This window comes from Nocardioides sp. CFH 31398, from assembly GCF_022436705.1.
In the GTDB taxonomy this organism is placed as follows: Bacteria; Actinomycetota; Actinomycetes; order Propionibacteriales; family Nocardioidaceae; genus Nocardioides.
This window is the reverse complement of sequence record NZ_JAKUHT010000010.1, coordinates 11,372-35,224: the sequence shown is the minus strand read 5'-3', so window position 1 is coordinate 35,224 and position 23,853 is coordinate 11,372. Positions and strand designations below refer to the sequence as shown.

Genomic DNA, 23,853 nt, shown 5'->3' with positions numbered 1-23,853 from the left:
GGCCAGCCTAGGGGTGGCCCTCAGGCGTTCGACGAGTGCCCCGGGAACACGTGCGCGGCGGGGTCGATGTCGACGGCGGCGTTGTTGACGGCCGTCGCCGCCTCGCCGAAGCCGACCGAGATCAGCCGGACCTTGCCGGGGTACTCCGTGATGTCGCCCGCGGCGTACACGCGGGGCAGGTTGGTGCGCATGTGGGTGTCGACGAGCACGTGCCGCTTGTCGGTCTCCAGGCCCCACTGCTGCAGGGCGCCGAGGTCGGCGACGAAGCCGAGCGCGGCCACCACGGCCTGGGCCGGGAGCACCCGCGTCTCGCCGTCGACGTCCAGCTCGACCTCCTCCAGCGTGGTCTCGCCCCGCAGGGCCGTCACCTGCGCCCTCGTGACGATCTCGACGCGGCTCTCGGTCACCTCCCGGACGGTGCGCTCGTGGGCGCGGAACGCCTCACGGCGGTGCACCAGGGTCACCGACCGCGCGACCGGCTCCAGGTGCTGGGCCCAGTCGAACGCCGAGTCCCCGCCCCCGACGATGACGACGTCCTTGCCGCCGTAGGGCGCGAAGCTGGGCACGAAGAACTCGAGCCCCCGGCCGAGCCACCCGTCGCCGGCCGGCAGCGGGCGCGGGCTGAACTTGCCGATCCCCGCCGTGACCAGGACGGCGCCGCAGACAACTTCCTGTCCGTCGTCGAGGCGCACGCAGACCCGCTCACCGCCCTCGACGTGCTCCATCGAGGTCGCCGTGCGGTCCAGGAAGTACGACGGGTGCGCGGTCGCGGCCTGCTGGACGAGGCCGGCCACGAGGTCGCGGCCCTTCACGCTCGGGAAGCCCGCGACGTCGAGGATCTGCTTCTCGGGGTACATCGCGGTGACCTGGCCGCCCAGCTCGGGCAGCGAGTCGACCACCGCCACCCGCATCTCGCGGAAGCCCGCGTAGTAGGCGGCGTACAGACCCGTCGGGCCGGCGCCGATCACCAGCAGGTCGACCTCGGTGGGCCCCGTCACGGTCCCCGCGCTCGTCATGGAGGCGATCCTGCCCCGCGAAGGGGTCTCTGGGACAGTGGCACCGATGACGTCCGCCCGCCGTACCGCCGCCGGCTGGCTCGTCGTCCTCGTCGGCTCGGTGGCCGCCACGGCCCTCCTGCGGGCCGTCGGCGCCCCGACCCCGGCGCTCTTCGGGCCGTTGCTCGCCGGCCTGGTGTGGGCGCTGACCTCCCCGGTGAGCCTGGTCCTGCCGCCGCTGGCCGCGCGCTCGGGCCAGGCGGTGCTGGGCGCCACCATCGGCGCCGTCGTCACCGCCGACACCCTGCGCAGCCTCGGCGCCGACATCGTCCCGATCGCGCTGGTCGTGCTCGCCTCGCTGGGGCTCAGCCTGGGCGCGGGCTGGGTGTTCGCGCTGCGGCGCGACGTCGACCTGGCGACCGGGGTGTTCTCGATGATCGCGGGCGGCGCGTCGGGCGTCGTCGCCGTGTCGCGGGAGCTCGGGGCGGACGAGCGGGTGGTCGCGGTCGTGCAGTACCTCCGCGTGCTGCTGATCCTGCTGGTGATGCCGCTCGTCGCGGTCGCGCTGTACGGCGGCACCGCGGGCGGCGGCGCCGCCGTGACCGCCGGGACCGACCTGCCCGGCGACCTGCTGTTCGTCGTCCTCGCCGTCGGCGGAGGCCTCCTGCTCGCGCGGGTGCTGTCCGTGCCGGCGGGCGGGCTCCTGTGGCCGCTGGCCGTCGCGGTCGTCATCGCGGCGACCGGCGTGCTCGGCACCGTGTCGGTGCCCGCCTGGCTGCAGTGGCCGGCCTACGCCGTGATCGGGGTGCAGGTCGGCCTGCGCTTCACCCGGGAGTCGCTGCGCTCGATCGCGTCGATGCTGCCCGCGGTCGTCGGGCTGATCGTGACGCTGGTGCTCGCGTGCGCGGGCCTCGGCGGCCTGCTCGTGCTCACCACGGACGTCGACCCGCTGACGGCGTACCTGGCGACGACGCCCGGCGGGCTGTTCGCCGTCCTCGCCACCGCGCTGGACAGTGACGCGGACGCCGCCTACGTGCTGGCGCTGCAGGTGGTGCGACTGCTGGTCATCCTGCTGCTCATGCCGTTCCTGGGACGTGTCCTGGCCCGCCGCCGAGAGCCCTGATCTGGGCGCGGGTCGAGCGCCGCCAGCGCCACAGCTGCAGCAGGCCGAGGCCCCAGAGCACGTACTGCGTGCTCATCGCCCAGCGGAACGCCTCGGGCGAGTACGCCGTGCTCGTGCCCGGGGTGAACGCGTCGAGCACGATCCCGATGGCCACGACGAGGACCAGGCTCGCGACGAAGCCGCCCTGGTTGATCAGGCCGGTCGCGCTGGCCAGGCGCTCGGAGGGGTTCGACGTCCGGCCGAGGTCGAAGCCGATCATCGAGGCCGGTCCCCCGATGCCGACCACGACCATGAGCAGGAGCAGCAGCCACAGGGGTGCGCTGCCGGGCCACAGCAGGACGGCGCCCCACGTCAGCGCGAGGCCCCAGACGACGCTGATGGCGAGGGTGGACCGGTGCCACGGGTGGTTGCCGATGAACCAGCCCATCAGCGGGCCGGAGGCCATGACCGCGACGATGATGAGGCTGAGCAGCAGACCGGCCTCCGCGGGCGTGCGGCCCTCGCCGCGCACGAGGAACGGGTAGCCCCACAGCAGGCTCATCGTGGTCGAGCTGAACTGCGTCGTGAAGTGGATCCAGAAGCCCAGCCGGGTGCCGGGCTGCGCCCAGGACGCCGTGAGGCTGATCCGGACCGCGGTCAGCGAGATCGGGGCGCCCCGGAGGCGTCGGACCTCGGGGGTGTCGGACAGCACCAGGAACGCGACGACACCGACGACGAGGCTGGCGCCGGCGGCGATCAGGTAGGCGCCCGTCCACCCGACGGTCCCGAGCGCCCAGGTCATGGGGACGGCCGCGACGATCGCGCCGGACTGCCCGAGCGTGCCGGTCAGTTGCGTCATCAGCGGGATCCGACGGGGGGCGAACCAGCTGCTCAGCATCCGCAGCACGCACACGAAGGTCATGGCGTCGCCGACCCCGACGCCGATCCGCGCCAGGACGGCGAGCGCGTAGGTGTCGGCAAGAGCGAAGCCGGCCTGCGAGACGACGATGAGGGCCGTCCCGGTCAGCAGCACCGACCGGGAGCCCCACCGGTCGACCATGAGCCCGACCGGGACCTGCATCGCGGCGTACACGAGCAGCTGGAGCATGACGAAGGTGGACAGCTGGGCCGCCGAGATCCCGAAACGTTCCGAGGCCTCGAGCCCGGCGACGGCGAGCGACGAGCGGTGGAAGACGGCCAGCAGGTAGATCGCCAGCCCCACGCCCCAGACCGTCAGCTGGGTCCGGCGGGAAGGCATGAGCACTCGCCCCAGGATACGGCGTCCGGACCCCCGGGGCCGCTTCGGCGACGGTCGTCGGTGACGCCGTGCGTGCCGCGGTGCGTGCCGTGGTGCGGGCCGCCGTCGCCCTCGTCCTAGTGGGCCTCGTCGTCCTCGTCGTCCTCGTCGAGCAGCCCCTCCCGCTCGGCCTCGCGGACGATCCTCCGCACGTTCTCGACCGCGCCGCAGTCGTCGTCGATGTGGGCGTTGCGGGCCTCGGCGAAGGTCTTGCCCAGCTCGGCCCGCTCGCGGTCGGACACCCCGTCGCGGGCGGGGTTCAGGATGGTGAGCTCCTCCTCGGTGAGGTGGTGGTTCACCGCGGTGGCGAGCGCCTCGACGGCGTCGTCGAACGCCTGGGTGTCGGTGCCCTTCAGCTCGAGGACGGCGAGCAGCGCCTCGTGGCCCTCGGCGTGCTCCTCCTCGCCGTGCTCGGCCTCGTGCTCGCTCACCGCCTCGCGCTTCCTCAGGCGCGGGTACACGTGCTCCTCCTCGGCCCGGGCGTGCGCGACGTGGAGGGCGGAGAAGGCGCGGCGGACGGCGTCCCGGTCGGCGGTGGCGTCGCGGAGGTCGCGCAGCAGCGTCTCGAAGCGGCGGTGGTCGTCGAGGATCAGGTCGACGACGTCACCCTCGACGGGCCGGCCCAGGTCGATGGAGGTGCTCATGACCGGACCCTACGGGTCAGTCGAGGCAGAACTCGTGGCCCTCCGGGTCGGCCATGACCAGGTGGCCGGCCTGCACCCCGCCCGGGTCGGTGCGCGAGAGCCGCGTGGCCCCGTGGCCGACCAGCCGCTCCGCCTCGGCCTCGAGCGCGGCCATGCGCGCGTCGCCCTCCAGCCCGGGCGCGGCTCGGACGTCGAGGTGCAGGCGGTTCTTGACGCCCTTCGGCTCGGGCACCCGCTGGAAGAACAGACGCGGACCGGCGCCGTCGGGGTCGCTGCAGGCGGAGCGGGAGTTCCACTCCGACTCCGGGACCCCCCATGCGGCCAGTGCGGCGTCCCAGGAGTCGAACCCCGGCGGGGGCGGGTCGACCCGGTAGCCGAGGACCTCGCACCAGAAGGCGGCGAGACGGGCGGGGTCGGCGCAGTCGACGGTGACCTGGACCGACCGCGCCGTCACCGGGTGGCCTCCATCATCTGGCGCAGCTCCTTCTTCAGGTCCCCGATCTCGTCGCGCAGGCGGGCGGCCACCTCGAACTGCAGCTCGGCCGCGGCGGCGTGCATCTGCGTGGTGAGGTCCTGGACGAGCGTCGCGAGCTCGGCGGTGGGCATCTCGGCGACCGGTGGGGCCTCGCCGTTGGCCCGGCTCAGGGCCGGCACGGGCTGCTTCGCCTTCGCCCTGACCCCGCCGGCGCGGGAGTTGGCCTCGGTGCCGGCCCACGTCTCCAGCAGGGCCTGCGTGTTCTCGTCCTCGCGGGCCAGCATGTCCGTGATGTCGGCGATCTTCTTGCGCAGCGGCTGCGGGTCGACACCGTGCTCGGTGTTGTAGGCGACCTGCTTGGCGCGGCGGCGGTTCGTCTCGTCGATGGCCGAGGCCATCGACGGGGTGACCGTGTCGGCGTACATCAGCACCTGGCCCGACACGTTGCGGGCGGCGCGGCCGATGGTCTGGATCAGCGACTTGTCGGAGCGCAGGAAGCCCTCCTTGTCGGCGTCCAGGATCGCGACCAGCGACACCTCGGGCAGGTCGAGACCCTCGCGCAGCAGGTTGATGCCGACGAGGACGTCGTAGCTGCCGAGCCGCAGGTCGCGGAGCAGCTCGATGCGCTTGAGGGTGTCGACCTCGGAGTGCAGGTAGCGGGTGCGGACGTCGTGGTCGAGCAGGTAGTCGGTGAGGTCCTCCGACATCTTCTTGGTCAGCGTCGTGACCAGCACGCGCTCGCCCTTGTCGGTGCGGTCGCGGATCTCGGCCATGAGGTCGTCGATCTGGCCCTTCGTGGGCTTGACGATGACCTCGGGGTCGATCAGGCCGGTCGGGCGGATGATCTGCTCGACGACGTCGCCGCCGACCTTGTCGAGCTCGTAGTCGCCCGGGGTCGCCGACAGGTAGATGGTCTGGCCGATGCGCTCGAGGAACTCCTCCCACCGCAGCGGCCGGTTGTCCATCGCGCTCGGCAGGCGGAAGCCGTGCTCCACCAGGTTCCGCTTCCGGGACATGTCGCCCTCGTACATGCCGCCGATCTGCGGCACCGCGACGTGGGACTCGTCGACGACGAGCAGGAAGTCCTCGGGGAAGTAGTCGAGCAGCGTGTTGGGCGCCGAGCCGCGGCTGCGGCCGTCCATGTGCATCGAGTAGTTCTCGATGCCCGCGCAGGAGCCGACCTGGCGCATCATCTCGATGTCGTAGGTCGTCCGCATCCGCAGCCGCTGGGCCTCCAGCAGCTTGCCCTGGGCCTCGAACACCTGGAGCTGCTCCGCGAGCTCCGCCTCGATGCCCCGGATCGCCCGCTCCATGCGCTCGGGACCGGCCACGTAGTGGCTGGCGGGGAAGACGTACAGCTCGGCGTCCTCGGTGATCACCTCGCCGGTGACGGCGTGCAGCGTCATCAGCCGCTCGATCTCGTCGCCGAAGAACTCGACGCGGACGGCGTGCTCCTCGTACATCGGGAAGATCTCGAGGGTGTCGCCGCGGACCCGGAAGGTGCCGCGGGTGAACGACATGTCGTTGCGGGTGTACTGGATCTCGACGAGCCGGCGCAGCAGGGTGTCGCGGTCGCGCTCCTCCCCCACCTTGAGCCGCACCATGCGGTCGACGTACTCCTGCGGCGTGCCGAGGCCGTAGATGCAGGACACGGTCGAGACCACGATGACGTCGCGCCGCGTCAGCAGCGAGTTCGTCGCCGAGTGCCGCAGCCGCTCGACCTCCTCGTTGATGGAGGAGTCCTTCTCGATGTAGGTGTCCGTCTGCGGGACGTACGCCTCCGGCTGGTAGTAGTCGTAGTAGGAGACGAAGTACTCGACCGCGTTGTCGGGGAAGAGCTGGCGGAGCTCGTTGGCGAACTGCGCCGCCAGCGTCTTGTTGGGCTGCATGACGAGCATGGGCCGCTGCACCTGCTCGGCCACCCAGGCGACCGTCGCGGTCTTGCCCGTGCCGGTGGCGCCGAGCAGGACGACGTCCTGCTCGCCGCCGTCGATCCGCTTCGAGATCTCGGTGATGGCGGCGGGCTGGTCGCCGGCGGGCTCGTAGTCGGAGACCACCTTGAACGGCGCCACACGGCGCTCGAGATCGGTCACGGGTCGCATGCCGATCAATCTACGACCGGGCGCCGACAACGTCTGCCCGGGACGTCGGAGGCTCAGGCGACCAGCCGGAGCAGGCTCTCGGCGAGCTGGGCCTCGACGTGGTCGGCCGGCTCGCCGTGGGCGACCGCGCGGGCGGCGGCGAGGCACAGCGCCCGCACCGCCGGGGCCAGCCAGGCGTCGTCCAGGTCGCCCGCTCCCTGACCCGAGGCCCGGCGCCGCGCGAGGTCGCCCGCGAGGGGCTCGTCGGGCACGACCCGGCGGACCAGGCCGTCCAGCTCCGGCCCCAGCACCCTGACCAGGTGGGCGTGCTCGGCCACCTGCGTGGTCACGGTCCTCGCGAGGTGCCGCATGGCGTCGGCGAGCGGGAGGCGTTCGAGCTCGGGGACGAGAGGCCCCAGGACGCTCGCGGCCCGTTCGGCCAGCACCCCCAGCAGGAGGGCCTCCCGGTCGGGGAAGTGGCGGTAGGTGGTCGCCCTCGTCAGGCCCGCCCGCCGCGCGACCGCGACGACCGTGACCTCCTCGCCCCCTCGCGCGAGCTCGTCCACCGCGTCGAGGATCCGGGCGCGGTTGCGCACCGTGTCGGCGCGCTCGGGGCGCAGTCCGTCGATGGCCACCCGTCGACCCTAGGGGCCGACCGACCCTTGACGGATCCGAGACACCTGCTTACTTTCATGTTCGGTGATCGGTCGTTCACTGAAACCACGACCGCCGCGCGGCCGTCCCGACCCCGTTCCCCTCGGAGGACTCGTGTCCACTCCCGCCCTCTCCCGCCGCTCGCTGCTCGGTGCCGGTGTCGGTGCCGCCGCCCTCGTCGGCGCCCCGGTCGCCGCCCGTGCGGCAGCCGTCCCCGTCCGCCGTCAGCGGCGCCGCGCCGTCGTCATCGGCTCCGGCTTCGGCGGAGCCGTCGCCGCGCTGCGCCTCACCCGCGCCGGCGTGCCGGTGACGCTGCTCGAGCAGGGCCGCGCCTGGCCCACCGGCCCGAACTCGGACACGTTCCCGACCGTCGAGACGCTCGACGAGCGCCTGCTGTTCTACGGCTCGGCGCCCGAGCTGTTCGGACGTCGCCTCAGCCTCGCGCCGTACGCCGGCCTGCTCAACTCGGTCGCCGGGCCGACGATGACGGTGCTGTCCGGCGTCGGGTACGGCGGGGGCTCGCTGACCTACCAGGGCATGACCCTGCAGCCGAGCCGCGCCGTCTTCGAGTCCGAGTTCCCCGGCGGCCTCGACTACGACGAGATGACGGAGCACTACGGGCGGGTGCGCCGCATGCTGCGCCTGGAGACGGCGCCCGACAGCATCGTGTCCGCCGCGCCGTACGAGCCAGCCCGGATCTTCCGGCGCAACGCCCGGGCCGCCGGCTACCCGGTCGACCGCGTGCCCATGCCGATCGACTGGACCTTCGCCGAGCGCGAGCTGCGTGGCGAGATGACGCCGTCGTACACGAACGGCAACTGCGCCTTCGGCGTCAACAACGGGGGCAAGCACAGCCTCGACGTCACCTACCTGCGCGCCGCCGAGGCCACCGGGCGCCTCGACGTCCGCCTGCTGCACCGCGTCACCGACGTGGAGCGCACCGGATCGGGTGAGTGGCGCGTGACGGTGGTGCGCACCGACGTCCGCGGGAACGCCCGCGAGACCGTCGTGATCACCACCCCCACGCTCGTCATGGGCGCCGGGAGCGCGGGCACCACCCGCATGCTCGTCCGCGCGGCCGCGAACGGCGCCGTCCCCGACCTGCCGGACGGCCTGGGGCGCAACTGGGGCAGCAACGCCGACCGCATCTACGTCTGGACCAACCCCGAGTTCCCCCGCGTGCAGGGAGGGCCCGTCGTCTTCTCCAGCCGCGAGTGGGACGACCCCGCCCGCGCCAACACCGTCATCCAGGCCTCGATCCCGCCGGTGGCCTTCGGCGGGGTCGACGTCGACCCGCGGAGCACGATCATGGTGGGGTACGGCGTCAGCGCCGCCCGCGGGCGCTGGCTGCACGACCCCGTGACCGACGCCGCGCGGCTGCTCTGGGCGCCCGAGAACGACGCGGCGATCCAGACCTCACGGATCGGACCGCGGGTCGCCGAGATCGCCGGGCCGGGGTCGGTGCTCCTCGACACCAACCTCGTGGCGCCCTCGACCTGGCACCCGCTCGGCGGCGCCGGCATGGGTGACGTGTGCGACCTCGAGGGCCGGGTCCGCGGCCAGCGCGGCCTCTACGTGCTCGACGGCGCGCTGCTCCCGGGCACCGCCGGCGCGTGCAACCCGTCCATGACCATCGCCGCGGTCGCCGAGCGGGCGATGTCCCGCATCGTGCGTCGCGACGTCGCCGACGCCCTGATCTAGCGCCCCCGCGGGTCGGCGCCCCTGCCGCGCAGGGGCGCCGCACCCGGGCCGCCCGGGTTAGCATCCCGGCACCGCGACCACGGACGCGCCGCGGGGACCTGGGGGACGACCGTGCCCGGTGGCACCTTCTGCAGCGACTGCGGCACCCGGCTGAGCCGGCCGTACGGCCCGTGCGAGCGCTGCGGCGCCGGGGCCGTGACCCACCTGAGCCCGGACAGCGGCTCCTCCCGGTATCCCTGGGACCAGGCCACCACGGCGCGGGGCTGGGGCGACACCGACGGCGGCGGCAGCCGTCCCCCCTACGGCGAGCCGCTCCCGCCGTCCCGGGGCGGCCGCGGGCCCCGGGCCTCGCTGATGGTCCCCCTCGTCCTCCTCCTCGTCCTGGCCGGCGTGGCCGCCGGACTGGTCGTGGGCTTCGGCGTGCTCGACGACGGTGACGGCGAGCAGCAGGCCGGCTCGGCGCAGCGGGCCGACCGCGCCGAGCGGGGCGGCCCACGCCGGGGCGCGGCGCGACAGGGCGGGCAGGGGACGGCCGAGCTCCGGTTCACCTGCTGGACCGGCAACCCAGCCGTCTCCGAGCGCGCCTGCCCCGCCGGCCCGAACGACTCCCGCCAGGGCTTCGGCTGGGTCTTCCCCCGCGTGGACTTCGAGCGGTGCCGCCGCATGACCTCCGTCAACCGCACCCTCCGCAGCTGCGAGCTCGACGGGACGCGGGTGAACTTCTCGCTCTGGAACGACCTGGAGGAGGCGCGCAGCCACTACCTGTCCGACTTCGGCGTCGACCCCGAGGTCATGCCGGCCGGGCGCGTGAAGTGGGACAGCGTGGGCGCCGACTTCGGCGAGGGCGAGTACAAGAGCGCCGTCATGTACGCCGACCACCCCTGGTCGATGACCGTCTACGCGACGTCGCGGGAGGCCGTCTCGCCGGTGGTCTACCGCTACTGGATGCGGGCGGCGGGCGAGCTGCGCGGCGCGGAGGCCCCGTGAGCGGAGGACGCGGCGTCGTGGAGACGGCCGGCGTCGTCGTGGGCCTGGCGGCCGTCGTCGGGCTCCTGCTGTTCGGGCTGGACCTGCCGCTCGGGGGTGGGGCCGACCGGCCCGAGGCCGCGGGCGGGCAGCGGACCGCGGAACGCCGGCAGGCCCCGGCCCCCGGCCCGGCGCTCGAGCGGCGGGTGGTCGTCGTCTCCGTCGACGGCCTGACCCCCGGGGCACTGGAGACCGTCGGCCGTGCCGGCGCCCCGGCGATGTGGTCCGTCCTCGACGGCGGCGCCTCGACGATGGACGCGCGCACCGACCACGACCTCACCGTCACCCTGCCCAACCACACCGGCATGGTCACCGGCCGCACGGCCCTGCCCGAGCTCGGCGGGCACGGCGTCGTCTGGAACGAGCCCGTGCTCGGCGCCGTCGTCCCCGGGGACGGCTCGGGCGAGGTCGGGTCGATCTTCACGCAGGTCCACGCGGCGGGCGGCAGCACGGCGCTGTTCACCGGCAAGCCGAAGTTCGAGGTCTTCCCCACCACCTGGCCGAACGACGTCGACCGCTACGTCTTCGAGCCGGGCGCCGCCCGTCTGACGCGCCTCGCCGCGCGCGAGCTGCGCACGGAGCGGCCGGACTTCCTGTTCGTCCACCTCGCGCAGCCCGACAACGCCGGGCACGCGTCGGGCTGGATGTCGGCGCCGTACCTGGACGCCGTCGAGGACGCCGACGCCTCGGTCGGCCGCCTGCTCGAGGTGGTCGACGCGACGCCGGAGCTGCGCCGCGACACGGTGGTCGTACTGACCACGGACCACGGCGGCCGGGGCCGCGGCCACGGGGACCCGACGGCCCCGGTCGAGTACCGGATCCCGTTCGCGGTCGCCGGACCCGGCGTGGCCACCGGCGACCTCTACGCCCTCGCGCCGGGGCTGACCGACCCGGGGGCGGGCCGTCCGGGGATGGACGACCCGGCCCCCGTGCGCAACTGCGACGTCGCGAACGTCGCCGCGGCCGTGCTGGGCGTCGCCGCCGTCCCCGGCTCCCAGTGCGTCGCCGCCGAGGAGATGACGGCGCTGCTGGGTGTCGGCTGACGACGGCCCACCCGGTCCGACGTCCGCCGGCTCAGCGCTCCAGGCGGTCGGCGTCGCGCAGGACCCGGGCGTCCTCGTCCTCGCCGGACCCGATGTTGGGCCCGCGGGGCGGGATGGCGTCGTACTCCGCCGGGTCGAGGCGGTTCACCTGGCCGGTCGCGATCGACGACAGCATCCCGTCGAGGCCGAGGTAGACCGACCGGGTCAGCACCGCGCGGTAGCGCTGCCCGAGCGTCTGGGTCTGGCCGCGGACCTCGAACAGGACGGCGCCGCTGCCGTTGAGCGCGAACGAGCCGAGCGCGGTGCCCGGCAGGTCGATGTCCTGCGGGTAGAGCGTCACGTTCCCGAACAGCGGGCGGTCCGCGGCGGCGGCCTGCAGGGACCGGTTCACCGCGACGTTCAGCTGCTTGGAGTAGTCGAGGTCGTAGGTGTCGGCGTACTCGGCGTACTCGGGCTTGGTGGCGGGGTCGGCGACGAACTGGCCGGAGATCGACAGCGTCACGTACTCGTCCGGGTCGTCCGGCATCACGTAGCAGGCGCCCTGGTGGTGCAGGTCGACGTAGGTGTCGACCTCGCCGAACTCGTCGCTCAGGCCGCGGTAGACGTCGCGGACGATGCGGGCCTCGGGGGTGATGTACCACCCGGTCTCCGCGGAGCTGCCGGGGAAGTCCTCGGCGCGCGGGCGGTAGTCCAGGTCGGGGTTGAAGTCGCGGTTGGCGTCGAAGTCGGGCCGCTGGCTGTAGTCGTCGCCCTGGATGTTCGGGCTCGTGTAGTAGTTCCAGGCGGGCTGGGCGCCGCGGAGCTGCGGGAAGCGCGCCTGGACCTGGCGCCAGGTCTGGTCGTTGCCGCGCCGGTCGAGCTCCGCGGCGTCCGGGTTCATCTTCGGGATGGCGACGATGGTGAGCTCGTCGCGCCAGCGCTCGGCCTTCCGGGACTCGCTCGTGCCGACCCAGTCGAGCAGGTCGAGGATGGCGTCGGTGCCGGTCTTCTCGTTGCCGTGGATCTCGCTGACGAGCATCACGACCTCGTCGCCGGTGCCGACCCTGGCCTGCCAGACCTCGCGGCCGCGGTTGCTGCGGCCGATCTCGTCGACCTCGACGCGGCCGTCGCTGACGCGGGCGATGCGGGCCAGCTCGACGCCGAGCTCGCGGTGGTCGGTGAACTGGTTGACGGGCAGGTCGCGCGGCGCCTCGCTGCACGACTGCCGGGCACGGACGAAGGCGCGGTCGCCGGGCTGCGCCTCGTCGTACGAGCGGGACGACGAGGGCGGCTCCGAGCCGGAGGCGGCGCCGCCGGGGGCACCGACGGCGGACGTGCCGCCCGCGAGGAGGGCGAGGGACGCGAGCCCGAGGACGGGCGCGAGCGCGCGTGAGCGCAGGACAGCAGACACAGGTTCTCCCGAGAATGAGTGGATGTGCTGAGAGGTTGCTATCAGTCCTCACCCGCGGGCGCCAGGGTCCTGCTTATAGGTTGACGCCGTGCCGACTCGCCGTCCCACCCCCGCCGAGACGTGGCTGGTGGTGCTGCGTCGGGCGTTGATGGGGCTCGTCGGCGTGCAGCTCCTCACCGCCGTGGGGCTGACCCTCACCGACTCCTACCGCCGCCGCGGGCGCAAGCCGAAGCCCTTCCCGGTGACACCGCCGCGGTCGGTGCCGGTCGGCGGCGGCGAGGTGACGACGTACACCTACGGGCGCGACCTCTACGCCGACATGCTGGCGGCGATCGCGGGCGCGCGGCGGCAGGTGCTGCTCGAGACCTACATCTGGAAGGGCGACGAGGTCGGCGAGCGGTTCAAGACCGCGCTCATCGACGCCGCCCGCCGCGGCGTCGAGGTGCACTGCATCTACGACGGCTTCGCGAACCTGGTCGTCTCGCCGCGCTTCAAGCGGTTCCCCGAGCCCGTCAAGGTGCTGCGCTACCCGGTGTGGACGGCGGGCCTGCGGATCTTCGACCTGCGCCGCTACGGCCGCGACCACCGCAAGATCCTCGTCGTCGACGACGAGGTGGGCTTCGTCGGCGGCTACAACATCGGCACGGCGTACGAGACGGAGTGGCGCGACACCCACGTCCGCATCACCGGGCCCGGGGTCTGGGACCTGAAGCGCGCGTTCGCCGACTTCTGGAACCTGAACCGCCGCCGGCTGATCCTCACCTCCGAGCGGCCGCTGCTGCTCGAGACGCCGTCGCGGTGGGAACCGGCGATCCGGTTCCAGCGCAACGTGCCGCGCCAGCTCGTCTTCCCGATCCGGGCGATGTACCTCGAGGCCATCGCCAAGGCCTCGCGGAACATCTGGATGACGCACGCCTACTTCATCCCCGACCAGGACTTCGTCGACGCGCTGCGCGTCGCGGCCATGCGCGGGGTCGACGTCCGGCTGCTGCTGCCGATGACGTCGAACCACGTCGTCGCCGACTGGATCAGCCGCGGCTACTTCGAGCAGCTGCTGGTCGCCGGGGTCCGGATCTTCCGCTACTCGGGCGCGATGGTGCACGCGAAGACGTCGACCATCGACGGCAGCTGGTCGACCGTCGGCACGGCGAACGTGGACCGGCTCAGCCTCCAGGGCAACTACGAGATCAACGTCGAGATCATCGACGCCTCGATGGCGTCGAAGCTCGAGGAGATCTTCCTGACCGACCTCTCGAACACCGTCGAGCTGTCGCTGGAGGAATGGGAGGCCCGCTCGTTCCAGCGCCGGTTCGCCGAGGCGATCCTCGCCCCGCTGCGCCCGCTGCTGTGACCCGCCACGACCGAGCCTGCGAGGTCGTGACGCGGGTCAGGTCGAGCGAGCGCGCGGCTGAGCCTGCGAGGCCGCGACCGCGGGTCGAGACCCGTACCCGCCACGACCGAGCCTGCGAGGTCGTGACGCGGGTCAGGTCGAGCGAGCGCGCGGCTGAGCCTGCGAGGTCGTGACGCGGGCCAGGTCGAGCGAGCGCGCGGCTGAGCCTGCGAGGCCGCGACCGCGGGTCGAGCCCTAGACCGGCTGCGGCGAGGCGTGGACCTCGAGCTCCCGGCCGTCCGGGTCGGTGACGCGGACGAGCTCACCGACGCCCTCGGCGTGGCGGACCTCGGCCGGGTGACCGGCGGCGACCAGGCGCGCGGCGACGTCCGCGAGGGGCTCGGAGGTCTCCAGGCCGAGCTCGCAGGCCGGGGACCCCTCGGTCGGTCGGTGCAGGCCGACGGCTCCGCCCGGGCCCTCGCAGGCCGCCCACCACTCGTCCTCGCCGGGGCGGGGCGCCAGGCCGAAGGCGCCGAGCAGTGCCCGGGCGTCGTCCCGCAGGTCGAGGGGGAGGTACCAGACCGGTCGCACCGTCCAGCGCTCGTCCGGTGCGCCCGGGCGCTGGTGGTAGCCGTACTCCGCCCCGGAGTCGGTGTCGACCTGGATCTCGCGGCCGTCCGGCGCCGGGACCACGAGCGCCCGGCCCCACGCCTCGTCGTAGGGGGTGAGGTCGCGGCCGGTGCCGCGCAGGTCGGCGACCAGGTCGTCGAGGCCGGAGGAGACGAACGACAGGTGGGTCTCCCCCGCGGCGGCGCCGAGGTCGCTGGACGCGGCGCTGTGGACGGCGACCGCGCCGCGGCCGGCGCCCAGCACGACCCAGCCGCCGCCGTCGGCCTCGCTCTCGCGGGCGAGGCCGAGGGTCTCGAGGAAGACCGCCACCGCCTCGACGTCGTCGGTGAAGCGCACGGGGCGGACGAGGTCGCGGACGTGGGTGGCCCGGGTGGACTGCGTGGTCATGCGTTCTCCTCCAGGTAGGCGACGAGGGCGCGCTCGACGAGCGCGGAGAGGCTGGTCTCCTCGTCCACGGCGCGGTGCTTCACGCGGCGCACGAGGTCGGGCGGCAGGTAGACGTTGAACTGGGTCTTGCCCGCACGGCTGGGTGACGGCATACGAGGATGCTAGCAATCTATGCAGGCGGACGCCAGGACGGGCCACGGGACCCGGGGCCCCACCTGCGCTCAGGGAGCGACGTGCTCAGCCGGGCAGGTGGGTCGGGAGGGTGAGGCGGGGGCCGCGGCGGGGGCGTGACAGGTGGGCGAGCTCGACGAGTCGCTGCACGCGGTGGCGGTGCGGGCGGAAGGGCTGGAGGAGGGCGGCCATGTCGTCGTCGTCCCCGACGGTGCCGGTCAGGGCCCAGGTGACGTTCTTGGCGATGTGGTAGTCGCCGAAGCTGACGGCGTCTGCGTCGCCGAGGGCGCGGAAGCGGACCTCGGCGGAGGTCCACACGCCCACGCCGGGCAGCGTCCGGAGCCGCCGGTCGGCCTCGGCGTGGTCGACGTCCACGAGACGCTCGAGGCTGTCGGCCACGCGGGCGGCGCGGACGGCGGCCTTCGAGCGGGCGGGGTCGACGCCCATCCGCAGCCACTCCCACGACGGGATGGACGCCACGACCGCCGGCGTGGGCGGCACCCACAGGCCGTGCTCCGCGCCGGGCCCCGGGGCGCGCTCGCCGTACCGGCGCGCCAGCAGCCGCTGCGCCGCGAACGCCTGCTTGCCCGTCACCTTCTGCTCGAGGATGGCGGGCAGCAGCGCCTCGAACACCAGCCCGGTGCGGGTGAGACGCCAGTGCTCGTGGCGTCGCCACGCCTCGACCACGACCGGGTGCTCGGGCACGAAGCCCGAGGGGTCGTCCTCGGCGCCGCACATCGCGGGCAGCTGCGTCAGCGCCCAGTCGGCCCCGTCGCCCCAGGCCGCGGCGTGCACCTCCCCGAGCGCGTCCCTGGCCCGGACGACGAGCGTCGCCGGGCCCTCGGGGGTGCGGATGCCGCGCCAGACGGTGCCGTCGGGGTCGATGCGGAAGGCCGCGTCACTCCCCCGCTTGAGGATGCGCAGGTTCAGCGCGACGGGGCACGGCCAGTCCGGCCGCCACACCCGTCGTCGTCCCCGGTCCACGCCGTCCACCGTAGGACGGCGCTCACGCCTCCCCCGCCCGCGGCCGGGTCCACGCCGCCCGGCGGGCCTTGCCGGCGACGTCGCGCAGCGGCCCGGTGGCGGTCTCCCAGGCCACCGGGAGCTGCGGAGGGCGCAACCGTCCGACGGCCCAGCGGCGGACGGCGTCGAGGTCGTCGGTCTCGACCACGGCGCGCAGGCCGGTCCCGTCGCCGTCCTCGACCCCCACCGCCAGCACCGAGCGGACGGCCGGGTGCTCGCCCAGCACCTCCTCCACGTCGGACGGCGCGACGAGGACGCCGTCGACCCGGACGACGTCCGCGAGCCGGTCGAGCACCCACAGCCGGCCCTCGGCGTCGAGACGGCCCGCGTCGCCGAGGGTGTGCCACCCGTCCCGGTCGGTGCGGGGCGAGCCCACGTAGTCGTAGGTCGTCCGGTCCCGCCGCATGAGCACCTCCCCGGTCTCGCCCGGCGCGCAGTCCGACCCGTCGGCACGCACCACGCGGAAGCGGGTCCCGCCGACGCCCCGCCCGACCGAGCCCGGGTGCGCGAGCCACTCCCGGCCCCCGATCAGCGCGAGCCCCGACGACTCCGTCCCGGCGTACAGCTCGTCGACCCGGTCCGGGCCCAGCCAGTCCAGCCAGCCGCGCTTGAGCCACCGCGGGCAGCGGGCGCCGAGGTGGAGCACGGACGTCAGGGAGTCGACGTCGGCCGCCGGACGCTCCGGGTGCTCGAGGACGGCCCGCATCGAGGTCGGCGACAGCACCGCCCAGGTGGCCCGGTGGCGGGCGACGAGGTCGAGCCACCGCCCGGGGTCGAAGGCCGGCATCAGGACGAGCTCGTGGCCGGTCATGAGGCCCCGCAGGGCGTAGACGAACCCGGCGCCCGCGTGCGGCGGCGCCGCGACGAGCTGGACGGCACGGTGCGGGACGAACGGCGCCACCGCCCGGTCGGGGTCGACCCGGGCGGGGGCCGTCGCGCGCACGAGCTTGGGCCGCCCCGTGCTGCCCGAGGAGGCCGCGACCTTCCACGACGACGCCGCGTGCGCCGGCAGGGGCGGACCGTCGGAGGGTCCGGCGCGGTCGAGCGGCCCGTCCACGACGAGCGCGGGCGCGGCGAGGTCGAGGACCGCCGTCCGCTCCGCGGCGGGCAGGCCCGGCGGCACGGGCATCGGCGTGGCGCCTGCCTTCCAGGTGGCTACCGCCGCCAGCACGAGGTCGACGGGGTCGGGGCAGCCGAGCGCCACCAGGGCGTCCGGCCGCACGCCGTCGACGACCCAGCGCCGGGCCACGCGGTCGGTGAGGCGGTCGAGCTCGCGGCGGGTCGTCGTCGTCCCGTCGTCGGCGCGCAGCGCGACCGCGTCCGGCTCGCGGGCGGCGAGCAGCGAGATCGCCCGTGCGATCGGCAGGTCGGCCACCGCACGAGCCCAGCACACGACGGCCGGGTCCGGGGAGGGCGGGAGGGTCGGTAACACGGATCTGACACAGCGGTTCGCCGATCGGTTTCCTGACGAAACCACTGCGAAACACTGCGCTCCAAGACTCGTCGCATGAGCCAGCCCGCCCGCCGAGCCGTCGCCGCGCCGTACGACGCGCACCGGCACATCGGCGTGCTGCCGAGCTTCCCCTTCTACGGCGGGCCGCCGATCAACCCCGACACGACGGCCGCGTCCACGGTCGCGGACTTCCGGCGCAGCCTCGACGAGCAGGGCGTGGAGCGGGCGCTGGTGCTGCCGAACTACGGCGTGCCCGACCCCGACGTCGCCTTCGCGCTGAACGACCTCGCCCTCGAGGCCGCGGCCGCCGACGACCGCGTGCGGTGCGGGCTGTGGGTCTCGCCGAAGTCGTCGGACGCCGCCCGCAACGACCGGGCGCTCGCCCTCGCCGCCGAGAGCGGCGTCGCCGCGCTCAAGACGAGCTTCCTGCTCGGTGGCGGGGTCGACGACCCCGACTGCGCGGTCGAGCTCGAGCGGATCTTCACGACCGCCGCCGAGCTGGGGCTCGTCGTTCACGTGCACACCTCGCCGGGGGCGGCGTCCGACGTCGACCGCGTCGGCGGGCTGGTCGAGACGTACGGCGACGCGACCCGGATCCACCTCGTCCACCTCGGCGGCGGCATGAGCGGCCACCTCAAGCTCATCGGCGGCCGGTTCTTCGACTGGGTCGAGGCCGGCAAGCAGGTCTGGACCGACACCAGCTGGGCCGTCGGCTTCGCGCCCGCCTGGCTGGTCGCCGAGGTCGAGCGCCGCGGCGTCGGCCACGACCGCGTCCTGTTCGCCACCGACGTCCCCTGGGGCGACTTCGCGGGCGAGCACGCCCGGCTCGCCGCCGCGTCCGGGGACGGCGAGATCGCCCGCCTCTTCTTCCGCGACAACTTCGAGGCCCTCTACGGGGCCGCCTGACCACCCTGCCCCACCCACCGATGTCCCACCCCGATGACAGGAGACACCCCATGTCCGTGTTCGACGACGAGATCCTCGCCAACATCGAGAAGTCCGTGGCGGAGGTGGCCCACCCCTCGCAGGCGAAGGGCACCAACCTCTACGGCTCGACCAAGATCTTCCCCGACTACCAGGCCTCCGAGGGCCAGAGCTACCTCACCCTCGTCCACGGCATCCCGCACGAGTCCTCGGTCAGCTTCGTCGCGATCCTGCAGGCCACCCGGGCGCTGCGGAAGGGCTTCGACTCGACGCTGTACTTCTACGGTCCCGGGACCCTCGCGTGCATGGACACCCGCGGGTTCCCGACCACCGGCGACGTCGCGTTCCCGGGCAACCAGAACATGAACGACTCGATCAAGACGTTCATCGGCGAGGGCGGCACCGTCTTCTGCTGCCGCTTCGGTCTCGCGCTGCACGGCTGCCGCGAGGAGGACCTCATCGAGGGCGTCGTCCCCTGCCACCCGCTGGACGTGCAGGACTGCGTCATCCACTTCGCCAACAAGGGCGCCATCATCAACTCCGTCTACAACCTCTGAGGCCCCGGTGACCGCCCCGACCCCGGGATCGACCCCGGCCTCGACGAGGGTCGACCTCGCCCTCCAGGGCATCCGCCTGCTCGACCCGCCCGTCTCGCGGCGCGGCGGGGCCGGGCCCTCCGACGACGGTCACGTGCTGATCGACGGGGTCGGGGCGGCCGTCCCGCTCAACCCGCGCAGCCCGTACGCCGTCCGCGGCGGCCGGCTCCTGCTCGACGGCGCCGACGTCGGCCTCGGGGTCGAGACGGTCGCCCGGCCCCGGTTCTACGACCTCGTCACCGCCGACGGGGTCCCCTACGAGAAGATCGCGCGCCTCCACTCGGGGCACGTGCTCGCGACGACCGTCGTCCAGACCTGTGTCCGCTACGACGAGTCGCAACGCTGTCGCTTCTGCGCGATCGAGGACTCCCTGCGGGCGGGGTCGACCACCGCGGTGAAGACCCCGGCCCAGCTCGCCGAGGTCGCCGAGGCCGCCGTCCGGCTCGACGGGGTCACCCAGATGGTGATGACCACCGGCACCTCCAACGGCCGCGACCGCGGCGCGACCCACCTGGCCCGCTGCGTGCGGGCCGTGCGCGAGGCCGTGCCGGACCTGCCGGTCCAGGTGCAGTGCGAGCCGCCGGGCGACCTCGCGACGATCACCGCGCTGAAGGAGGCGGGCGCGGCGTCGATCGGCATCCACGTGGAGTCGCTGGACGACGACGTCCGCCGGCGGTGGATGCCGGGCAAGGGCAGCGTGCCCCTCGCCGAGTACGACGCCGCCTGGCGCGAGGCCGTCCGGGTCTTCGGCTGGAACCAGGTCTCGACCTACCTGCTCGTCGGTCTCGGCGAGGACCCCGACGAGCTGGTCGCCGGCGCCGAGCGGCTCATCGCCATGGGGGTCTACCCCTTCGTGGTGCCGTTCCGCCCGCTGGCCGGGACCCTGGCCACCGAGGTCGACGGCGCGGGCGCGCCGCCGCGCGAGGTCGTCTACCGGGTCACCGCCCGGGTGGCCGCGGCGCTGCGGGCCGCCGGCATGGCCGGCGCCGACCAGGCCGCGGGCTGCGCGGCCTGCGGTGCCTGCTCGGCGCTGTCCTGCGAGGGGGCGTGATGCCGGCCCTCGACCACGGAATCCTCACCGGCCTGCCCCGCCACGGTGTCGTCGCCGGTGCCGTCGCCCCCGTGCACGTCGAGCAGGCCGAGGGCCCGCTGCGGGTGGCGTACGACGCGCTGCGGCGCCGCGAGTTCGTCGACGCGCAAGGGCTGTTCGCCGGTCACGACCGCGACGACGCGGACGACGACCCCCGCACCGTGGTGCTCGTCGCCCGCTCCGGTGACGGCGTGCTGCTCGGCGGCGTCCGCGTGCACCCCGCCGAGCGGACCGACCGCGACCTCGGCTGGTGGCGCGGCAGCCGCCTCGTCGTCGACCCGGCCGCCCGCGGCCACCGCTCGGCCGCCGCGGCCGCCCTGGTCCGCGCGGCCTGCGCGACCGTGGAGGGCCTCGGGGCGCTGCGGTTCGACGCCCTCGTCCAGGCCCGCCACGCGGGCCTGTTCACCCGCCTGGGCTGGTCGCCCCGCGGCGGCCCCGTGACCCGTCACGGCGTCCGTCACCTCGAGATGGGCTGGCCGGTCGACCGGGTGCAGCGGCTCGTGGACGCGACGAAGGCGCCGCTGGCGGGCCTCCTCGACGGACTGGCCCAGCACCCGCTCGGCGGCGGCGGTGCGGGCTGGGTGGGCGACGACGCCTCCCCCGTCCCCGGTGCCCCGCTCGTCGCCGCCTGCGACGCGATCCTGCCGTCGATGGTGGAGCGCGACCCGGAGTGGGCGGGGTGGTGCGCCGTCCTGGTCAACCTCAACGACCTCGCCGCCATGGGCGCCGCGCCCGTGGGCATCCTCGACGCCGTCGGGGCCCGCGACGCCTCCTTCGCGCGCCGCGTGGTCCGGGGGCTGCTGGACGCGGCCGCGGCCTGGGACGTGCCCGTGCTCGGCGGCCACACCCAGCTCGGCGTGCCCGCGGCGCTGAGCGTGACCGCGCTCGGCCGGACGGCGTCCCCGGTGCCGGGCGGTGGTGGCCGCCCCGGCCACGCGCTGCGCCTCACCGCCGACCTCGGTGGCGGGTGGCGACCCGGCTACACCGGCGCCCAGTGGGACTCCACGACCTCCCGCACGCCCGCGGAGCTGCGCGCGACCGGGGACGTCGTACGTCGGCTCGCGCCGGCCGCCGCGAAGGACGTCTCGATGGCGGGCGCCGTCGGCACGGCGGGGATGCTCGCCGAGGCCAGCGGGTGCCGCGCCGTCCTGGACGTCGCCGGGGCCCCGGCACCCGTCGGCGTCGCCGCCGGCGACTGGCTGACCTGCTTCCCCGGGTTCGCCGTCGTCACCGCCGACGTGCCGGGCGCCCCGGCCGACGGCCTGCCGCCGACCGTCACCAGCCGCACCTGCGGCGAGCTCGTCGAGGGCGCGGGGGTCGGCCTGCGCTGGCCCGACGGCGTCGTCACCGAGGCCGTCACCACCACCGTCACCGGACTGGGAGCAGCATGACCACCACCCACCTCGCCGCCGTCGCGGACTCCTTCGGGCGCGACGTCGAGCAGAACCTGGCGCAGATCGAGACGTACGTCGGGGCCGCCCGCGCGCGTGGCGTCCAGCTGCTGGCGTTCCCCGAGGCCTGCCTCGGGGGCTACCTGTCCGTGCTCGGCTCCGGCCGCGACGGCACCCACGACGAGGCGCCCGACGACCTCCCGCCGGTGATGGACCTCGGCGGCCCCGAGCTGCGCCGGGTCGCCGCCATCGCCCGCGAGATGACCGTCGTCGTCGGCTTCTGCGAGGGCGACGGCACGTACCGCTACAACAGCGCCGCCGCCGTGACCGGCGAGGGCGTGATCGGGCTGTACCGCAAGGTCCACCAGCCGCTCGGCGAGCACCTCCACTACGGCGCCGGGGACTCGTTCGGCGCCTTCGACTCGCCGATCGGCCGCATGGGCATGCTGATCTGCTACGACAAGGCGTTCCCCGAGGCCGCACGGGTGCTGGCCCTCGACGACGCCCGCGTGGTCGCCTGCGTCTCCGCCTGGCCGGCCTCGCGCACGGCGAGCGCGGGCGACCTCCTCGACGACCGCTGGACCCACCGGTACCGCCTCTTCGACGCCGCCCGCGCCCTGGAGAACCAGGTCGTCTGGGTGGCGGCGAACCAGACCGGGACCTTCGGCTCGCTGCGGTTCGTGGGGCACGCCGAGGTGGTGGGGCCGGGCGGCGACGTCCTCGACTCGACGGGCACGGCGGCCGGCATGGCGCTCGCCTCGGTGGACCTCGACGACGCCCTCGGCTCGGCACGCAGGTCCATGTCCTTCCTGCAGGACCGGCGTCCCGACCTCTACCGCGAGCCGGTGGCCGTCGGGGGCCCGGGGGTGCGCGGTGCCTGAGGCGACCGTGCGGGTCCGGTGGCCCGACGGGCGAGTGGAGGACCACTGGTCCCCCTCCCTCGTCGTGCACGACCACCTCGCCGCCGGCGAGCGGTACCGGGTCGACGACTTCGTGGCGCGCTGCCTCGCGGCCATGACCGAGGCGGACCGCCGGGTGCGCGCGAAGTACGGCTTCGCCTGCACCGGGGCCGCGGCCACCGTCGAGGCCGTCGGCACCTCGGCGGAGCGGCACCGGCCGGACGACGTCGTGGAGGTCCTGAGCGTGGAGCCGCCCCTCCCGCCGGCGGAGGGGGCGGCATGAGCGAGCGACGTACGGACGTGGTCGTGGTCGGCGGCGGCCAGGCGGGTCTCTCCGTGAGCTGGCACCTGGTGCGCGCCGGGGTCGACCACGTCGTCCTGGAGGCGGAGACCCTCGGCCACGAGTGGGCCGACCGGCGCTGGGACTCCTTCACCCTCGTCACCCCGAACTGGCACTGCCGGCTGCCCGGCTACGCCTACGACGGTGACGACCCCGACGGCTTCATGACCCGTGACGAGGTCGTCGCCTGGCTCGGCGGCTACGCACCGACCTTCGGCCCCCCGGTGCGCGAGCACACCCGGGTGACCGGGCTGGCGCCCGGCGTCGACGGCGGGTACGTCGTCACCGCGGTCGGCCCCGACGGGCCGCAGACCTGGAGCGCCGGCCACGTGGTCGTGGCCACCGGCGGCTACCACCTGCCGATCGTGCCGCCCTGGGCGCCCGCGGTGGACCCGGCCGTGACGCAGCTGCAGTCCGGCGACTACCGCAACCCCGACCAGCTGCCCGCTGGCGAGGTCCTCGTCGTCGGCAGCGGCCAGTCGGGCACGCAGATCGCGGAGGACCTCCACCTCGCCGGACGCCGGGTGCACCTCGCCCTCGGCGACGCGCCCCGCGTGGCCCGCACCTACCGGGGCCGGGACACCATGACCTGGCTGGCCGACATGGGGCTCTACGACACCCCCGTCGGGCAGTACCCGGGCGGCCTGGCGGCGCGGGAGAAGACGAACCACTACGTCACCGGGCGAGACGGCGGCCGCGACATCGACCTGCGGCGCTTCGCGCTGGAGGGGATGCGGCTCTACGGCGTCCTCGACGGCCTCCTGGACGGCGCCGGCGGCCACACGCTCGGCTTCGCGCCCACGCTGCGCACCGCGCTCGACGACGCCGACCGGGTCTACAACTCCATCTGCGCCGACATCGACCGTCACGTCGAGCGGGCCGGCCTCGACGCGCCGCCCGGGTCGCCGTACACGCCGGTGTGGGGACCCGACGAGGACCCGACCGCGCTCGACCTCGTCACGGAGGGGGTCACGAGCATCGTGTGGGCGATCGGCTACCGACCGGACTACCGGTGGGTGGGGGCGCCGGTCTTCGACGGGGGCGGTCGCCCGGCCCACTCCCGGGGCGTCGCCCCGCTGCCCGGCCTGTACTTCCTGGGCCTGCCCTGGCTGCACACCTGGGGCTCCGGACGCTTCCTCGGGATCGCCGCCGACGCGGAGCACGTGGCGGGCACGATCGTCGGCGCCACCCGTCGGCGGCTGGCGGGCTGA

At 74.5% G+C, this 23,853-nt stretch carries 23 protein-coding genes; 12 read left to right on the top strand and 11 right to left on the bottom strand.

Features of this window, described 5'->3' with window-relative positions:
• Positions 1–20: 20 nt before the first annotated feature.
• A complete protein-coding gene (locus tag MJ876_RS09295) occupies positions 21–1,016 on the bottom strand; it encodes an NAD(P)/FAD-dependent oxidoreductase (protein WP_240235998.1) in 996 nt (331 codons plus the stop codon).
• 46 nt (positions 1,017–1,062) lie between these two features.
• On the opposite strand from MJ876_RS09295, the gene MJ876_RS09290 reads away from it, so the two are divergent.
• Positions 1,063–2,118, top strand: coding sequence for an AbrB family transcriptional regulator (locus MJ876_RS09290; protein ID WP_240235997.1), 1,056 nt, complete (start codon positions 1,063–1,065; stop codon positions 2,116–2,118).
• Here MJ876_RS09290 and MJ876_RS09285 read toward each other — a convergent pair.
• From MJ876_RS09285 to MJ876_RS09265, 5 genes are all read right to left on the bottom strand, one after another.
• Positions 2,072–3,355, bottom strand: coding sequence for a nitrate/nitrite transporter (locus tag MJ876_RS09285; protein ID WP_240235996.1), 1,284 nt, complete (start codon positions 3,353–3,355; stop codon positions 2,072–2,074). The two genes, MJ876_RS09290 and MJ876_RS09285, sit on opposite strands and share 47 nt — an antisense overlap.
• Before the next feature lie 116 nt (positions 3,356–3,471).
• Entirely contained in the window at positions 3,472–4,038 is a 567-nt protein-coding gene (locus tag MJ876_RS09280; protein WP_240235995.1) for a hemerythrin domain-containing protein, read from the bottom strand.
• A gap of 16 nt (positions 4,039–4,054) precedes the next feature.
• Positions 4,055–4,492 carry a VOC family protein gene (locus MJ876_RS09275; RefSeq protein WP_240235994.1) on the bottom strand — a complete coding sequence of 146 codons (438 nt, stop codon included), beginning with the start codon at positions 4,490–4,492 and terminating at the stop codon, positions 4,055–4,057.
• Positions 4,489–6,615 (bottom strand): excinuclease ABC subunit UvrB, encoded by a 2,127-nt coding sequence (gene uvrB, locus MJ876_RS09270; RefSeq protein ID WP_240235993.1) that lies wholly within the window; start codon positions 6,613–6,615, stop codon positions 4,489–4,491. Before uvrB ends, MJ876_RS09275 begins: the two co-directional genes overlap by 4 nt.
• Positions 6,616–6,668: 53 nt before the next feature.
• Positions 6,669–7,229, bottom strand: a complete 561-nt coding sequence (locus MJ876_RS09265; RefSeq protein ID WP_240235992.1) for a TetR/AcrR family transcriptional regulator — start codon at positions 7,227–7,229, stop codon at positions 6,669–6,671.
• 133 nt (positions 7,230–7,362) lie between these two features.
• On the opposite strand from MJ876_RS09265, the gene MJ876_RS09260 reads away from it, so the two are divergent.
• The 3 genes from MJ876_RS09260 to MJ876_RS09250 all read left to right on the top strand — a co-directional run bounded on the left by MJ876_RS09260 (position 7,363) and on the right by MJ876_RS09250 (position 11,018).
• The gene (locus tag MJ876_RS09260; RefSeq protein WP_240235991.1) at positions 7,363–8,949 is read left to right on the top strand and encodes a GMC oxidoreductase; all 1,587 of its coding nucleotides are present in this window, start codon (positions 7,363–7,365) and stop codon (positions 8,947–8,949) included.
• 111 nt (positions 8,950–9,060) lie between these two features.
• Positions 9,061–9,936: a hypothetical protein gene (locus tag MJ876_RS09255; RefSeq protein ID WP_240235990.1), complete on the top strand. Its 876-nt coding sequence runs from the start codon at positions 9,061–9,063 to the stop codon at positions 9,934–9,936.
• Complete coding sequence (locus MJ876_RS09250; RefSeq protein ID WP_240235989.1) at positions 9,933–11,018, top strand: alkaline phosphatase family protein; 1,086 nt, start codon at positions 9,933–9,935, stop codon at positions 11,016–11,018. The genes MJ876_RS09255 and MJ876_RS09250 overlap by 4 nt, the downstream gene beginning before the upstream one ends.
• Before the next feature lie 31 nt (positions 11,019–11,049).
• On the opposite strand, the gene MJ876_RS09245 is transcribed toward MJ876_RS09250, so the two are convergent.
• Positions 11,050–12,408, bottom strand: a complete 1,359-nt coding sequence (locus MJ876_RS09245) for a M14 family zinc carboxypeptidase (RefSeq protein WP_240235988.1) — start codon at positions 12,406–12,408, stop codon at positions 11,050–11,052.
• Between the two features lie 148 nt (positions 12,409–12,556).
• On the opposite strand from MJ876_RS09245, the gene MJ876_RS09240 reads away from it, so the two are divergent.
• Entirely contained in the window at positions 12,557–13,759 is a 1,203-nt protein-coding gene (locus tag MJ876_RS09240) for a phosphatidylserine/phosphatidylglycerophosphate/cardiolipin synthase family protein (protein WP_240236072.1), read from the top strand.
• A 234-nt stretch (positions 13,760–13,993) separates the two neighbouring features.
• Here MJ876_RS09240 and MJ876_RS09235 read toward each other — a convergent pair whose 3' ends face one another.
• The 4 genes from MJ876_RS09235 to MJ876_RS09220 all read right to left on the bottom strand — a co-directional run bounded on the left by MJ876_RS09235 (position 13,994) and on the right by MJ876_RS09220 (position 17,324).
• Positions 13,994–14,755 carry a VOC family protein gene (locus MJ876_RS09235; protein ID WP_240235987.1) on the bottom strand — a complete coding sequence of 254 codons (762 nt, stop codon included), beginning with the start codon at positions 14,753–14,755 and terminating at the stop codon, positions 13,994–13,996.
• Positions 14,752–14,907: a CopG family transcriptional regulator gene (locus MJ876_RS09230; protein ID WP_240235986.1), complete on the bottom strand. Its 156-nt coding sequence runs from the start codon at positions 14,905–14,907 to the stop codon at positions 14,752–14,754. The genes MJ876_RS09235 and MJ876_RS09230 overlap by 4 nt, the downstream gene beginning before the upstream one ends.
• Positions 14,908–14,992: 85 nt before the next feature.
• Entirely contained in the window at positions 14,993–15,910 is a 918-nt protein-coding gene (locus MJ876_RS09225) for a DNA-3-methyladenine glycosylase (protein ID WP_240235985.1), read from the bottom strand.
• A gap of 22 nt (positions 15,911–15,932) precedes the next feature.
• Positions 15,933–17,324: an AMP-binding protein gene (locus tag MJ876_RS09220; protein ID WP_240235984.1), complete on the bottom strand. Its 1,392-nt coding sequence runs from the start codon at positions 17,322–17,324 to the stop codon at positions 15,933–15,935.
• Positions 17,325–17,456: 132 nt separating this feature from the next.
• On the opposite strand from MJ876_RS09220, the gene MJ876_RS09215 reads away from it, so the two are divergent.
• From MJ876_RS09215 to MJ876_RS09185, 7 genes are read left to right on the top strand one after another with little or no spacing between them, the layout of a single operon-like run.
• Positions 17,457–18,308, top strand: coding sequence for an amidohydrolase family protein (locus MJ876_RS09215; protein WP_240235983.1), 852 nt, complete (start codon positions 17,457–17,459; stop codon positions 18,306–18,308).
• Between the two features lie 50 nt (positions 18,309–18,358).
• On the top strand, positions 18,359–18,883 hold the full coding sequence (locus MJ876_RS09210) for an MSMEG_0572/Sll0783 family nitrogen starvation response protein (protein ID WP_240235982.1): 525 nt from the start codon (positions 18,359–18,361) through the stop codon (positions 18,881–18,883).
• 7 nt (positions 18,884–18,890) lie between these two features.
• A complete protein-coding gene (locus MJ876_RS09205) occupies positions 18,891–19,973 on the top strand; it encodes an MSMEG_0568 family radical SAM protein (protein WP_240235981.1) in 1,083 nt (360 codons plus the stop codon).
• The gene (locus MJ876_RS09200) at positions 19,973–21,403 is read left to right on the top strand and encodes an MSMEG_0567/sll0787 family protein (protein WP_240235980.1); all 1,431 of its coding nucleotides are present in this window, start codon (positions 19,973–19,975) and stop codon (positions 21,401–21,403) included. Before MJ876_RS09205 ends, MJ876_RS09200 begins: the two co-directional genes overlap by 1 nt.
• The gene (locus MJ876_RS09195; RefSeq protein ID WP_240235979.1) at positions 21,400–22,284 is read left to right on the top strand and encodes a carbon-nitrogen hydrolase family protein; all 885 of its coding nucleotides are present in this window, start codon (positions 21,400–21,402) and stop codon (positions 22,282–22,284) included. Before MJ876_RS09200 ends, MJ876_RS09195 begins: the two co-directional genes overlap by 4 nt.
• Positions 22,277–22,585 carry an MSMEG_0570 family nitrogen starvation response protein gene (locus tag MJ876_RS09190; RefSeq protein WP_240235978.1) on the top strand — a complete coding sequence of 103 codons (309 nt, stop codon included), beginning with the start codon at positions 22,277–22,279 and terminating at the stop codon, positions 22,583–22,585. Before MJ876_RS09195 ends, MJ876_RS09190 begins: the two co-directional genes overlap by 8 nt.
• A complete protein-coding gene (locus tag MJ876_RS09185; protein ID WP_240235977.1) occupies positions 22,582–23,853 on the top strand; it encodes an MSMEG_0569 family flavin-dependent oxidoreductase in 1,272 nt (423 codons plus the stop codon). The genes MJ876_RS09190 and MJ876_RS09185 overlap by 4 nt, the downstream gene beginning before the upstream one ends.